The organism is Rhodococcoides kroppenstedtii, assembly GCF_900111805.1.
GTDB lineage: Bacteria > Actinomycetota > Actinomycetes > Mycobacteriales > Mycobacteriaceae > Rhodococcoides > Rhodococcoides kroppenstedtii.
Window position 1 is genome coordinate 141,319 of sequence record NZ_FOJN01000010.1, and the last position, 14,766, is coordinate 156,084.

At 62.2% G+C, this 14,766-nt stretch carries 5 protein-coding genes; 1 reads left to right on the forward strand and 4 read right to left on the reverse strand.

Translation table 11 applies throughout. The features are described 5' to 3' along the window. Position 1: 1 nt before the first annotated feature. Genes BMZ18_RS12920 through BMZ18_RS12930 form a run of 3 tightly spaced genes read right to left on the reverse strand, consistent with a single transcriptional unit; the run spans position 2 to position 11,435 of the window. A complete protein-coding gene (locus BMZ18_RS12920; protein WP_068365410.1) occupies positions 2–3,742 on the reverse strand; it encodes a DUF6079 family protein in 3,741 nt (1,246 codons plus the stop codon). Beyond that, positions 3,739–7,329, reverse strand: coding sequence for a BREX-2 system adenine-specific DNA-methyltransferase PglX (gene pglX / locus BMZ18_RS12925; RefSeq protein ID WP_068365411.1), 3,591 nt, complete (start codon positions 7,327–7,329; stop codon positions 3,739–3,741). The genes BMZ18_RS12920 and pglX overlap by 4 nt, the downstream gene beginning before the upstream one ends. Next, positions 7,329–11,435, reverse strand: a complete 4,107-nt coding sequence (locus BMZ18_RS12930; RefSeq protein ID WP_068365412.1) for a protein kinase domain-containing protein — start codon at positions 11,433–11,435, stop codon at positions 7,329–7,331. The genes pglX and BMZ18_RS12930 overlap by 1 nt, the downstream gene beginning before the upstream one ends. Before the next feature lie 1,082 nt (positions 11,436–12,517). On the opposite strand from BMZ18_RS12930, the gene BMZ18_RS19430 reads away from it, so the two are divergent. Next, the gene (locus BMZ18_RS19430) at positions 12,518–13,825 is read left to right on the forward strand and encodes a sigma factor-like helix-turn-helix DNA-binding protein (protein ID WP_074922228.1); all 1,308 of its coding nucleotides are present in this window, start codon (positions 12,518–12,520) and stop codon (positions 13,823–13,825) included. 239 nt (positions 13,826–14,064) lie between these two features. On the opposite strand, the gene BMZ18_RS12940 is transcribed toward BMZ18_RS19430, so the two are convergent. After that, positions 14,065–14,661, reverse strand: a complete 597-nt coding sequence (locus BMZ18_RS12940) for a TetR/AcrR family transcriptional regulator (protein WP_068365413.1) — start codon at positions 14,659–14,661, stop codon at positions 14,065–14,067. Between the last annotated feature and the right edge of the window lie 105 nt (positions 14,662–14,766).

Consider the following 14,766-nt stretch of genomic DNA (forward strand, 5'->3'; position numbering starts at 1 on the left):
ATCACCGTGGCATTTTCGAGATGGTGATCTGGAACCGCGCGTTCGGATCTGCGGCCAACAGCTCTCGCACCCGTTTTTCGAGAACGGAATAACCGACCATTCTGTCGACCAGGAACACGTGATCGGGCTCGATCGGCGGATCCACGGGCGGCTCCGGGGGATTGATAGGCGGCCCCGGTGGGCCCGAGGTCACGCCCTCTTCCAACCAGGAGTCGCGATCGCGCGCACACGTTTCCAGCGCAGCCGACAACGGGCGGACGAGCTCGTGCGCAGCCAAGGCGGCGGCCAACGCGTCGACGATCATTCCCGCGCGTCGGCCACGGTCGTCGTTGGCGGTACGTGCGTTCTTCAGCACGGTCAGCTTGTCGAGGGAGAACGATGCGAGTGCGGTCGACACGCTCGTCGTAGTCGCCAAAGACTTCCCTGCCTCGACGTCCGTCCCCGTGAACGTGGTCTCGGCCACTGCCTTGACGAGCGCAAGAGAGTCGAGATGCGGAATGCGGATGTCGAGTAGGTCGACCAACTCCACAGCCAGAGTGAGCCTGTCCTCCGACTCCGGAAGCGCCACAGCTGTGTACGCGGCGCGTAGTGCATCGACCAGACGTGATCGGTCGGATCTGCCGGACGCCGCGACGTCCTGAACCTCACGTGCGAAGACAGCGACATTGGTCGCGGTGAGGTAATCGTTGACCGGCCGGCCCACGAGTGTGTTCCACCGACGACACGCCGCACCCCACATGCGAGGGTCGGGGAGCGGTTCGAGCCGCGCCACGGTTCCTCGCCGGAAGTCTCCGACAGCGGGTTCGTCGATCGGGGACCCGTGGAGAAACCATGAGCGTTTGCTCTGCGCTGCCCATGCTCCGGCAATGAGGTCGACCATGTCGTCGGTCAAACCGCGCCGGCTGCCCTTCGGAGCGATGGCGGTGCGGAGCACCTCGATCGGTACGTCGTCGCCTTGATCGATCGAGACTCGCGACAGTTCCTGCGTGATGCGGCTACGCCACGATGCGAAATGTTCCGGGCCGAACAGCAGGTGCGTTTCACTGGTGCGTGCCAGCTCTATCGGCTCGACGATGCGTCGCGCCGTATCGCGTTCCGCCCGATCGAGTGGGAGACGCCCATCGGCCTGAGATTGTGCCTCGCGCAGACGCTTGAGTACCAGGTTCAGTTCGGTACGCGTGATCGCTCTGTCCGCCGGCGTGAAGTCCGGATGATCGGGGTAAAGGGCGTCGAAGGCATCCCGGAGCAGGCGGTTGGCGGCTTCCGCCAACGTGTTCCCGATGGGTGGTTGCACCGCGAACCCAGCATGCAGCGACCGTAGGGGAGGCTGTCCCTCGGGGAAAGTTGCTCCGGCCGCCACGCCGTAGGCGATCTGAACGGCTGTACCGAGCTGGCCGCGTACCTGTGCTTGCTGCTGTTGCAGGATCGACCGTGCTGCGGCTCGGTCGGCCTCGGACAGCTCGTTGGCGTAGCTGGCCCACCGGTCGCCGGCGAGTACGTAGTTGAGAATGACCAGTCGTCCGAGTTGTCGGGTGACCTTCTCGGGGAAGAAGCTGGGCAGCCACACCACGGTGAAACGGTTCTGACTAGTCCTGGTCAGTTGATCGACACGGTCGTGGTCCTCGGCGGTCGTGTGTCCGGCGTCGTCGAACGGCAGATCCACGACCAGCCGCAGCGCACCGTCCACCGAGGGACGGAAGGACTCGTCCGGCAGATACCCGTGGTCGCGAACATTGCCGAACACGATCTCGACCTGTCGCCGCGTCGCTCTCCACGTCACGCTACGCAGGAGCGCGTTGTCAACGGTCTGTTGTGCATCCGACACACCGAGCTGTTCGGCGAGGATTTCGCGCATGAGTTCCCGTCGACGACCGTCCGTGTCCTCGGCCTGCGCGCGCGAGACGATCCGCTCGTAGTCAACCGATTCGAGAGTGACGGAGATGATCGGGTTGGGATCATTGGTGACGGAAAGCTCGGGGATGTCCGCGGCCCACTGCTTGACTTTGCTGGTGATCTGACCGATCTGATCACCCGGAATCAAGCTGACGACGCTTCCGTGGTTCAGCGAGGCGAGCCGTGAGGCGTCGATTTGCTTCAGCGCGGGAACATTGGGGGCGACGGCCGACATCAGCAGCGTCTTCGCCACGCGGATATCTGCTCGTAGGCCTGCCGGGACGTCTCGGTCCGCCACCGTGTCGGCGACGCCGGCGTTGCGGAACAGCAGCGGCCGCAGTTTCTCGGTCCAGAGCGTTCGTGCGGTCTTGAAGGTTCGCGCCGCGGCATCATTGATCGGCGTCGCGTTCGCGCTGTCGATGATGTAGTCGAAGGCATCACCGACCGGAATGACGTTGTCGATGGTGAGCTCGTCGGCCTTGTCGGAAAGTATCTGCTGCATGACCTTCAAGGCGGTGCGTTCGCGCTGCATCTGACCCGACAACGATCGAAGGGTGTCGAGCAGCGCGGGGGAGAACGGGTAGGTCAGCTTGAATGCATCCGAGTCGGATCCCCGATGCTGGTCGTCGGTGTTGACGCCGTCGAGCAGCACATCCCAGACTCGGGGGCTTCGATCCAGGCGAGCGAATGCAGTCGCGAGATCCGCTGAGGCGGCGGCGCTGCGTGGTTGCAGAAGGCGCCGGTTGGCGATGTAGGGAAGGTTCTCGTCGCCCAGGACGACGGTGCCGAAGCGCCCGGCCTGGTGCGCGAAAGCCTGCTCCAAAGCCTGTTGGGTGGCGCCGGACTCCGCTCCAGTGGAGAGCCAGCGGCTCAGGTCGTGCTGTCTGGCGAGGAAAGAAGCAATCGGTACGGCCAGGCGTCCTCGACTCGTCTCCACCAGCTTGGTGATCTTCTGAACCTCGCCGTTGAACCGTTCCCGAGCGCTCACCATGAACGTGAGCCACAGAACCAGCTCGTCGAGCATCAGCACCACGGCGTCATACCCGAGGGATTTGGCGTGATCGGCGATGACCGCCAGGCCGTCTTCGAGGGGAAGCCAGTCGGTATTGCGCGAGTAGCTCGTGAAGTATGTGGCGATGAGTGCTTGCTGCAGCTTGGATCTGGACGCCAGGTCCGCGTTCGGAGCTGTAGCGGCTGCGTATGTCTCGGCGTTCCACGTGCCTGTTCCCTGTCCGAGCGCGCCCCAGTTAACGGTGCTGCCGGTGTTGGGCGCGGCGGCGCTGAGAGTGGCGAAGAAGGCGTCATCACCCACTTCTCGACGCCTGTTGTCCGCGTCGGCGAACAGTCCTCCTGCAGAGTGCAGAACAGGAGGAAGGGTGTTCGGATGGAGCATGGCCATTTGTCGTAGGTACTGGTCGAAGAGTGCTGACTCGATGGTGTCCGCGTCGAGGAAGTGAAATGTGAGTCTAAGTATTTTCGCGTTCTCCAGTGCGGAGTGCTTCGCGATCAGCGGTTGGAGTTCGGGAACTGCGAGTGCATCGGGGGATCGTCCCAGCACGGCATGCAGGACGGCCATGAAGTGCGACTTACCGGAACCGAAGGAGCCTTCCAGGAAAGCGGCTTTGTTCTCGCGGGTCCGTAACGCTTCGTCGACGACGGACAGTGCGCTGTCGAAGGCGTCGACGAGTGCCGGTGTGACGACGTAACTGTCGATGGTGGCGGCGACGCGGGCCGACTCGACCGAATCGGACAGTCGTAGAACATAATCGTCCGTGCCGCGCGACTCCGGGATGGCGAAGGTGTCGCGGATTGTGCGAGCCGATGTGTGTGAGGGTCCGGACAGGGTCACTGCGGGGCTACCTTTCGTGGTGCAGCTGAGCGGCCGCGGGTCGTGGAGGCTGGCCGCCAGCGCTTCAGGTCGTCGACAGCAGTGTCCACGGCGGCCGACTTCTCGTGAAGCTGCGCTGTGAGGTAGTCGGCAAGGTCGAGGCTGAAGGTCGGATCGACACCCGAGTGCCATTGACGTACCCAGGGAAGGAGCTCGGCGATCCCGGCTACGAGAGGAGTCAGACGTTCGAGGTCGACACCCTCGGCTTCACGTTGCGCGTAGATCGCGGCCAGTGCGATGCCCTGTTGCGCGTGGTCCCACCCCGCCCAGCCGAGCAGGGGTGTCGGATCGGTTTCACGACCGGCGTTCGGGTACAGGATGAAGCGTTCCTTGGGTACATCCAGCTTGCCCCGGTGGGACCAGTAGGACTGTTTGGCGAAGTCCGCACCCGTGTACTTGGGGGGCACCGGTATATCGGTGGCAACGACGAGTCCGGCGTCCTCCTGCCGCTGGAGGTCCCAAACCCGTTCCCATTCGGCACGTTTCCGCAACCCGGACTCCTTGTATCGCAGGGCTGCGAGGTAAGGGACGGATTGATCGGAAAGCAACGTCACCAAGGTGGCGGTGACGGGCGCATCCTTCCGACCGGCCCAGAGATCGAGTGCCTCGATGAACTCCGAATTTGTCTCGACGTGGCCGGCAAGCTCACCGACCGAGCGGGGCGCGGGTGTCCCCTGCGCGCCGAACCACAGCGATCGGTCCTCGAGCTTGTCCAGCAGCCAGTTCTTCAACGCTTCCTGGAGCTTCGTATCCCACGAGTCGCCAGCCCATCGTCGCTTGTACTCGGGCCTCTCGAGCAGGCGAACGAACTTGTTCGATTCGATCGCCTCGATGCGCTTTTCGACAAGTTGTTTGTATGCGTCCGGCCAATGTGAGGGGATGTCGGTGATAGGTGTCGAGCCGTGTCGCGAGAACCATGCGGTCTCGACGTCGCCCGCAGCAACCCTACGCGCGAGAACTATCTCGAATGCACGTTGTCCAGTGCGGATCTCCGGTGAGGTGCCTGCCGGCACGGTGAGATCGGCATCGATGAGCCCATAGTTGAGGTACATCTCCCAATCGAGCTCCTCTTGCTCGGCAATCATCAATGCGCGCAAGCGTGTGTGCTCGGTATGAGCGGACTCGATGACGGGCTTGGTTGCGCCATTCTCGAGAGCCGCGGCGGGCTCATGTTCCGCAACTCGCCGAGCAAGTTTGTCGATCGTCGCGCTGCGATTTAGCGGTAAGCGCTGAGGTAGCGGGAAGTCTTTAAGAGTGGTTCCGGTGAACTCGAAAAATCTCTCCCACTCCTCCGAAGCAATTCCCCCGCCAATGCCGCCATTACCTTTGTCGTGGCTGTTCTGCTTCAGCCAGAAGCAGGCCGTTGAGCTGTTCAGCGTGCCGAGAAGTCGGAGGTGGTCGTCTTCCGTCGCGTCCTTCGGCAACTTGATCACCGGCGCGGACTGCTTGAACACCTTTCCGCCGCGATCCAGCACGAAGTGGTTGTGAGTGGCCACGAAGGCGAAAGCTATTCCCAGCGGGACGCTGAATCGTTCAGGATGCCATCGGCTCCATTCGAACCATGTGAGTCCTATCTCCGCGTGGGTGCCACCTGGCTCGCGACGCGCGGAAAGTAGCGTTCGATTTCGCCATAAAGCCCTGTGGAGGTACGGGTCTGCAATGGTGGGCTTTAATGATTGATCGTAGGGAAATATTGAACTCACCTCGACGGTGCAGGTCCAGTCGCGGAGGGCGTTTCCAGTCACCAGTTCGACCGTGTGCCTATCTCCGATAGAAATGCGTTGCCAGCAACCGGCCCTTCCGAAGTAGCCTTCATCTGCTCCGGTATGACATGTACGTCCAATTACTCTCGTGTGAGCGCCGAGTGCGGAACTACTTGCTTCTTCGATAGCGACCTGGAGCTCAGCCGCACCACCGCCTGACAACGACCACGGGTGCCTTTCAAGCAAATTTCTGGGGACGTCGACAACCGATATCAACTGGTTCTCGAAGCCTGGTTTGTCGAGATTTTCAACGATTGCGCGCCAAACAAGACCATTTTCCGGTTCTACTGGGGCTCCGGGCTCGCCTTGAATCCCCAGAACCGCCCTGACTGTATCGGTCCGCCGACTCCTATTTCGGCCTGTCAGAATAAGCGTGGGCGTGCCGTGCCCCGGAATGTAGGCTCCGGACGTGTCGGCGATCAGATGCAGATCTCGATTGGCGAGGAAGTCCTCGATCAGTGGCACGCCGAACTGACGTTTCATGAATGAGTTCGACGTGATCTGACCGGTCCACCCGGCCCGATCTCCACTACGGGCTAGCTTGAAGAAAAGCTCCATGAACGGAACCGTCAAGGCGTATGTGCCTTTGCAATACGAGTACAGCTCGCGGTAGCGGTCATTCAGAGCTTTGTCGCTGACAACGATATAGGGCGGGTTCCCTACGACCACGTCATACGAACCGGGAGTGAGAAACTTCCTCAGGGTAGAAGCGTCTTCTGTGCTGTAACTGAAGCCCGAGGCAATGGCATTTTTGTCCACACGCCGATCGTCGAAGTCGAAGGCGTCAGTGCCATCACGCTCCGGACCGTGGAGTAGCGCGTCTCCTGCTGCGAGATTGAGCGTGAATTTGGGGGCATCGAGAAGTGACGCTTCTCCGCACGCCTGGAGAGCGGCGACGATCAACCTGAACTTGGCGATTGCTACGGCGAACGGGTTGATATCGACTCCGTGAACCGAAGCCAAGGCGCGATCGACTCTCGCGCGGAGTTCCATCCCCGGAGCAGCTTGGTGCCACCGTTCCACCAACCGTGCAAACGCTCCGAGAAGGAAGTGGCCACTGCCGCAGGTCGGATCGATGAGCGCGAATCCCTCGAGCGGGCGATCCCGGAGCGCCGGCTCCATCGTGCGGTCGAGGATGAACTCCTCTACGAACTCCGGCGTCTGCAAGAGCGCGTACTTCTTCTTCGCGAAATCCGAGAGATCTTGATAGAGATCACCCAAGAAGCGTGTGGACAACGTGGGGTCAGCGAAGCTCCAGATCAGTTCTCCGTCGTCGGACGTCCGTCTCCAAAACGCCAGAAGTGCTTGCACGGCATCAGAACTGGGGGACGCAATGTTCAGCGCAGCATGGTTGTCCACCAATGCGCGAGTGGCAGCGCAAGCACTCAGCGCTTCGAACGCGGTTTCCAACCATTCGCGGTAGGACAGCGACTGGTTTTGACGGTAGAACTCGTTCTCGGCATCCTCGGCGCGTTGACGAAGTCCGCGGTCGGGACCTGCAATCCAGACGCGGTTCTTCCCGAGCAGGAGGTTGTCTTCGCAGAAGCGCACGAACACCGAGGTCAGCAACCACCCGACCGCCGCCTGGGTGATCTGGTCCTCCGACCAGTCCGTCCACGACGCCGCGGTTCGCTTCTCGGCGATCGCCTCAGTGTGAGTCGCACGCCATACTTCGAGCTCGTCAGGATCCGCGCTGATGCGTGCGCGAATATCGTCGACAAGCATCACCAGTTGCGGCCTCAAAGCTGCTGTCAGCTGTGCTCCGGCAGTGGTAGCCAACGCCATCAGGAGGTCTCCTCGATCGAAGCGGGTGACGTCGAAGGCGTGCGCGTCAGCAACGACGCGACATCACGACGACCGAACTGTACGAACTGCTCCGGGCTATTCAGCGCCATCGGTACGCCGTCCACCACAGAACCAGGCAACCCGCCGGATTCCGGGCGCTGAGGAATCAGGGCCCAGATCGCGTGTGTGGGCGGCGACGACAGGTCGGCCCAGGTACGCAGGACCCCCAGCTGCCCGTAGGCCGCCAAGGTCGACAGGTCCGTCAAGACGACGGGCGCCCCTGCGTCGTTCACTGCGTCGAGCAGCACAGGGATGGAGTCGGCGACGAATCCGCGCAGATTACTTCGGTCATTCGCCGCGCCGGCATCGGCCGCCAGAATGTTCGCCCACGAAATTGCAGCCTTGCGTGCCTGACCGCGTAGATGCGTCAGGAGCAGTTCGGTCACGTCGATGTGCAGGGCACCGTACAGGGAGACAAGGGCCGCCGCGACCTCGTCCGTCGATCCCAGGGGTACGCCGAGTGCACGGAAGGTGCGGTCCTGGATACTTGCGCGCAATACCGCGTCGAGGTGATCCGTACCGGGTGCTTGATGCGCGAGAACCGCGGTCCTCGTGTGTCGAGTGGGAACGTGCGATGCCAGATTCGGAGCCTGTCCGAACACGTAGCGTCGTGCGGCCTCGTCCCAGTGCAGCCCGGGCACCAGCCGGCCGACGAGTGCATCCAAGCCGGGACGGCGGGGCACAGTGTCCGTCAGGGCAGGGAAGCGAGCGGCCAGGCGCGACTCGAGTTCGGAGCGGTCGAACGAATCCGACGTCGACAACCCCCGGAGCAAGATTCCCAGCGAATCGTCCGGCCGCAACGTGCGCGAGTGCAGCTCGTCCCGCGCGGACAGGGCGGCAACAGCCGAGCCTGCAGTGGCAATGCGGACGAGAACGTGGCCCGGAATCTCGATATCGAAGGGCGCCACGTCGAGCACGCCGGCCGCGACCGCGCGGAGCGATGTCTCGGCATCGGGGGGACCGACGACGTGTATCCCCTGGGACGCTGCCTCGGTTACGAGACGCTCGGCCTCAGCGGCCAGCGCGGCCGGCAGTCGCCGGGGAATCGCTGCGGTGGCAATCATGGCCACAGAACGCGATTCCCGTCGCCGGATCATGTGCAGGGTGTGGTCGACGCCGTCATCGGATTCAACGGTAGATCCTTGCGACGCGAGCAGAAGGCGAACCAAGCCGAACCCGGCGCGCCCGGGTCGGTCGACGCCCTCGGAGGACATGTCGCGAATCAGCTCACGAGCGAGTAAGTCCGGCGTCGACGCGCCGCCGCTCGACTCAAGGACGACCGTCATGCGCCCGATGAGGTCCCGGACAGTCGTATCGAGGGCCGGATTCTTCGCCCAGATGCTGTCGAAATCGCCGAAAATTTGTGCGACCCGTCCAGATGTGACGCCAACGAGCGAGGCCAACTCCTGATACGTGACGAAAGCGTCGTCCGGGGCCTGGGCGTGCGACCCCAGGACGAGCTCGACGACCTGGCGACGGATGGTCGCGGGCTTCGCTCCCGCAGTCTTGACGAACTCGGACATGAGATTCCGAAGCGACGTGATCGACGCGGGCGCGGAGTCGGACGCACGAGGGACGGACGGCTTCGCGGGGTTTGTCGGACGCCCGTTCGGCTTCGTATTCGCTGCAAAAACTGCGGTCCAGGCATCGCGCATGGCCGATGACGTCTCGAATCGTGACCGTGCGTCTCGCGCCAACGCAGTCCGGAAGAAGTCCACCAATGCTTCCGCGCGGCTGCGACTGAGACCGCCGGCGGTAAACATTTCGGGAGCCACGGTCACTTCGTCCTGCAGTGCGCCAGGATCGCTGATGCCGTCCCCGTACTGCGGAGTCGACGCGGTGGCCATCTCGAAGAGCACAACCCCGACCGAATAGCGCTCGGCGGACGAATCGAAGGCCGTGCGCAACCCCGAGCCCAGGAACGGGTCCCGGTAAGGCGGCGTGCCAGCATCGAGCTGATCCACGGATGCGCGCGACAGGGAGAAGTCGAACAGTGCAAGGCGCACCGTGGATCCGCGAGGCTTTCCCTCTGTGCGGGCGAGGCCGAGGTTTGCTGGCTTGATGTCGCGGTGGGTGATGCCTGCTGCATCCAGAGCGACCACCGTGTCCAGCAGTTCCTTGCCCCACCTCTCGAGCTGCGCCTCGCCCAGCGGCGTATAGCGGACAACATCTGCGAGTGTTTGGTCACCACCATGGCTCAGTAGCAGTGCCACACGGTTCTCGGCCAGGTCAAGGGGTCCCTCGAACAGGGTGACGACGCCCGGCACCGGAGGAGCGAGGGCGGCGATCGTGGACAGCACCTCGGCTTCATCCCGAAGCCGATCGACTGCGCTGTCGTCGAGGCCGATCTTCAGCACGCGAAGCGCATCGTCGTGATTGCGGTCTTGGACCAGGACTCCGCGTGCCGTCGATCCCGAGCCCAAAACCTTCACGACTTCGAATCGACCGCTGAGAAGGGCACCTGGCGTCGGATTGAGAGGGTCTATCTCCAGTTCGACGGCGGGCAGCTGGCGGTGCCGGAACGCGTTCAGTTCGGATGCGAATTGTTGCGCGCCGAAGCTCGGCTGCCCGGACTTGGGGTCGGTTCCGACCCTCTTGGTCACCGCGGGGTGTGTCGCGCGCAGAACGAGTGCGCGCACCTGTTCGTCCACGAAGCGACCACCCGACGCAGCAAGATCGAGGCCATTCTCTCGCCTCAACCGCTCGAGCAGCGCACCGCGATCGCGGGCGGGGGGTTGGCCTCCCGACAGAAGGAAATACGCGAGGGCGCCGAGCGAGAAGACATCCAACGCCATGCGGTCGCCGTCGACAGCCCAGCGATCCTCGGGCGCTTGATACACGTCGTCGGAGGGTGCTGTGCCGGTGGCAATCGACGTACCGAGAACTGTGACCGCGCGGGTGTCGCCGCTGTGTACACGGCCGGCCCACGACCAATCCGCGAGCCGAACGCTGATCTGGCCCTTGTCCAGCTTCTCGGTGTGTATGAGAACCGTCGACGGCCCGAGGCCGCGGTGGGCGACCGAGTTGCGATGCGCGTATCCCACCGCCTCGGAGATGTCGGTCAGGATCCGCAGCTGCTGCTCGGCCGTGAGAGAACGAGTCGTCAACGCGAGATCCAGAGGCTCGTAGCCCGGCGTCTCGGGGTAAACGATGACCGTGTTGCCGTCGTCGTCCTGGACCAGGTCACGGGGTGCCACGATGCTCTCGTGTCGGAGCGCGCTCAGGAGCGAGTACTCACGTTCGAACTTTCGGTAGGCCGCGTCGCGCGCGTTTGCGGGCGTGCCGCGCCGCAGAGAGACAATCCGCGCGCGCCCGAGCTCCTGAGTGACCTTCTGCTTCGCCGGCCACTCCTGCCAGTCCTCGCCGCTCGCGATCGGCGTGCCAGTGATGGTCCACGAACCGGCGTCCCTCTCCGTTCGCCTGGAAATACCCAGGTTCTTCAGGGCCAGCGCGATGATGACGCTGAGATCTTCGTCGACTCGCCTGCTGTCGGTCGGAGGTTCGAGGAGACGGTTCGAAAGTCCAGGCAGCCCGGTTTTCTGCTCGGAGCCATCGGGTCCGAACAGGCTTGACTTGGCCAGGTCGGAGAGATCGGTGGTGAACGGAGACCCGTGCAGAAAGACCGACTCCTGAACGAACGGTAGGGCGCGCCGTACCTTCTCGGGATCGAGACCGTTCTCCACAGCGACCTTGCGTGCTTCTTCTTCGATGCGCGTCGCCAGTCGCTGGGCTTTACGCCGAGTGATGAGCAACGGCGACCGTTGTGTGTGCGTCCTACCGCCTGGGGTTGTGCGGACCCAGCTGTTCTCGTTGCCCTGAAGAACTCCGGTGTAGCTCTTGAGTTCCACCAGGTGCAACCGACGTCTGCCGAGCACCAGAGCATCGATTTCGTGCCACTGGCCGTGGTTGTCCATGAACTCGAAGTTGGTCCACGCTCGGTACGGAGACGAGTTCGGAAGCAAGGTCCTGATGAGCTCCAGACCTGCGGTTTCGTGCGCGAACGCCGACTTGGATACCTCGACCCACCGATCGTTCACGTACGCCACGCCACCGCCTCGAACTCTAGGAACCGGCTTCTACGGGGTAGTCACCGGATGCTGTGCGACCCTATCAACACCGGATTGGCTTCGCCGGTACTCCCGAGATGCTGGCACTTCCTGCTGAGGGGCGGCGTTGACAATCGGCGTCGGCTCAGCGGCCCACCAGCGGGGTTCGGGTTACACGAGCGACCTGGAGGGGTCTGTGCTGATCGACATCACGACTGTATGCGGCATTCTGGTGGCGGTCTTCGCCCTTCTGGTCCAAATCGGTCAACGTCGTTTCGAACTCGCCCAGCAGTACTCGGAAGGTTCTGGGCGATCGACGACGACATCGTGGCGGCAGGAACCGATGATGAGCGAGCACTGCACTGTCTCAGGTACGCGCGGTTGTGTTAGGACGAAATGGAGGTCGTTGCCCTGGGATGGATCGATCGACGCACTTGGTCGGTGTGGCACCAGGGGATCACCAGCGCTGCGGGCCGGGAGCGAATCAGGTGAGACTGTGAGTTCTTCGAAGTACTAAGGGAATGCTTTGCGCAGCCAGATGATCATGGGACAGGTTGCCCGGCATGGAAGCGGCGCGCGCCCTGGCGGCGGATGGTGTGAGCTCGGTTGGCGCAGAGCCCACCGGTTGAATGTTACATGCGGCTCACGTGTATCAGACCCGTCCACAAGTAGTTTGCCGGCAAAGGGGCTTTTGGCGCGGACGCCGAGATCGAACATGGTTAAGCGTGGGGGGTGGGAAGGGAAATACTGAGGCGAGCCGCAAATACCGAACGCGCGAGTGCCTATCTCGCAGACGGCGGCCAAACCAGACGCCGCTTTCGGGCCGGGTTGCGCGATCACGCGGCGAAGAGCACGCTGAGAGACCGTTGGACAGGCTCTAGCATACACAAGGCACGATAACGACGCCGCGGTAAATGTGAAAAAGGCCAACCAATCCTTGGAGGAGCAAGGGCTACAGGTCTGCGTCCGCCACTGACGCAAACGCGCCGGAGCGTCGTGTAAGATTCAACAATGGACGTCACCTCAAGCGGCATCGGCTCGGGCAGTTTGCAAGCTGATACGGTCGAAGCGAGGTTAGTGGCGTGAGCGTTCCGGTTCCAGCCCCCCTTTGGTTGCGCCGATACACCGATGAATTCCTCACTTTGGAAGAAGTGGGCCAAATCGAGGGCATTACGCGCGAGGCCGTGCGACAACGGCTCAAGCGGCTCGGTTTAGAGCCCCGGACCTTGGCGGAGACCAAGCTAGCGCGCGAGCGGCGGGCAATCTCATTGCGGTCTCTCGAAATCCGTAGCAAATTTTTAGATAGTCGCAACGTCGATGAAACTGCTTCGGCTCTTAACTTGCCATCAAGCTGGGTCCGAAAATGCTTGGCGGAAACCATTCCTGATTATGAGGTTTTGGCTCGAGCCCCGCGCAGGCCAAGCAAGAAGTACACGAACAACGAATTATTCGAATCCCTGAAGGCGGCCGCAGCTAGAACCGTCGGAAACCTCACGGCCGCGTCTTACGACGAATATGTCCGGGCAGAATCGACTTTACCGGATGGTCGAGCTCGACCCGGAAAGCAAACTATGTTGCTGCGATACGGATCATGGAGGGAAGCCCTTTTAGCTGCGGGGCTGACCCCGAACCCCCACTCGGGTCCAGCTAAAGATTTCGACGAAGTCGCGGCGGTCCAGTCGGTAGTCGATTATTGGAGGGCAGTGGGGGGCCCGCCTACGGTCGAAGGCTATGACGAGTGGCAGCGACATCGGATTGGTTACCCAAGCTCAGCAACAATACGAAAATTGACTGGTTCGTGGAACCTCCTTCTTGTGCGCGCTTGGCAGTTGGTGCATGGAATTGTTCTCGACCAGGTCGACGACGATGTGGTTGTGCCTGCGCCGATGCTCTCCGCGGACCATGAAACCGTTCACGCATCTTACTTCGTTCCCTATCGCGCGGCTGCCGATTGCATGGAAATAGCTCTCCCAAGTAACCTCAACACCGGTGAGTATAGGCTTCTCGAACGCGCGGTGCGTAGTCATTCGAAAATCCAGAACGAGGTGGCCCGCGCTGCATCACAGCTGAATCTATCGTGCTGGAGTCCAGCAGTAAGCGGACCACTGTTCGATTTAGTACTGTACGACGCCGAGTCCAAACGTACTTTTGTTGTGGAGGTGAAGTCGGCCACCGTCGACAATTTAGAATTCCAGCTCAGAATCGGATTGGGGCAAGTTCTCAGGTATGCGCATGCACTCCAGGCCGGGCTCGAAGCAGTCGTTCCGGTAATTGCGGTCGAGCTGCCGCCCGACGAAATGTGGCGGAGTTTGCTTGAGAAGGTTGGTGTAGGTCTTCTTGTTTCGGACTGCATCAAACCGAATCTTGAAACTTTGATCAATACAATTTGAGTTCAGGTCCAGCGGTTGGACGAGCTGCTCATAGTAAGTTTCTAGTTCTTGACTCAGCGCATGCAATATTTGTTCAAGTTTTTGTCGGCGTTGACGCCTGGTGCCTGGCCCTCCGTGGCGGGGGTGGCGAGCGGCGGGGTGGTCTCGCGTCACTGCTGGAGCAGCGCCGACTCCGGCGGGGTCCGCGGGTCCTTGTCCACCATGGACTACACGGCCGCTTACGGATTGGCGATGACTGACTACCGCTCGGACCGCGGTTCCACCGCTCGTCGGACCGCCTCGCCGACGACGAGGCGACGCCGCGCAATCTCGGCATCGTCCCATTGTCGATGGGTTGGCTGACCGAGATCCGGTGTGGTGAACCAACTGAACAACACCCCGAAAATCATTGTCATCAGATCTGCCGCACCCCAGTGGGAGTCGATGAACCCGTCGCGTTGTGCCTGCTCGACCGCGCGGACACGCTCCTGCATCACCTCGGAGTGCTCGGTAGCGGGGGAATGGCCTTGCAACTGCGCCCAGAGCAGCATCCTGTGCTCGTCCTTCTCGCTCGCGAGACGGGTGAAGGCATTCATGGCGTAGCCGGGCAGGTCGCGTGGTGTGAACTCCACGGCCTCGACAAACCCTCGAAAACCGTGATCGAGCGCAGCGCCGAACAGCCGTTCCTTGTCGCCGAAATACGCGTACAGGCGCTCCTTGCTGGAGCGTGACGCCAGTGCGATCCGGTCGACGCGCGCGCCGGCGAGACCGTGCTCGGCGAACTCTCGGCGTGCGGCGATCAGTATGCGTTCGCGGGTGGCAGAGGCGGCGGGCGAAGGTGTCGTGTCCGACTTCACAGCCCGAATCGTACGCCAACCAACTAGTTAGTTTGACCGTTGTCGGTCCGCGACGCTACATTCCTCGTCGTCGATCAGACGCCCCACCGCACATCTGCTCAGGAC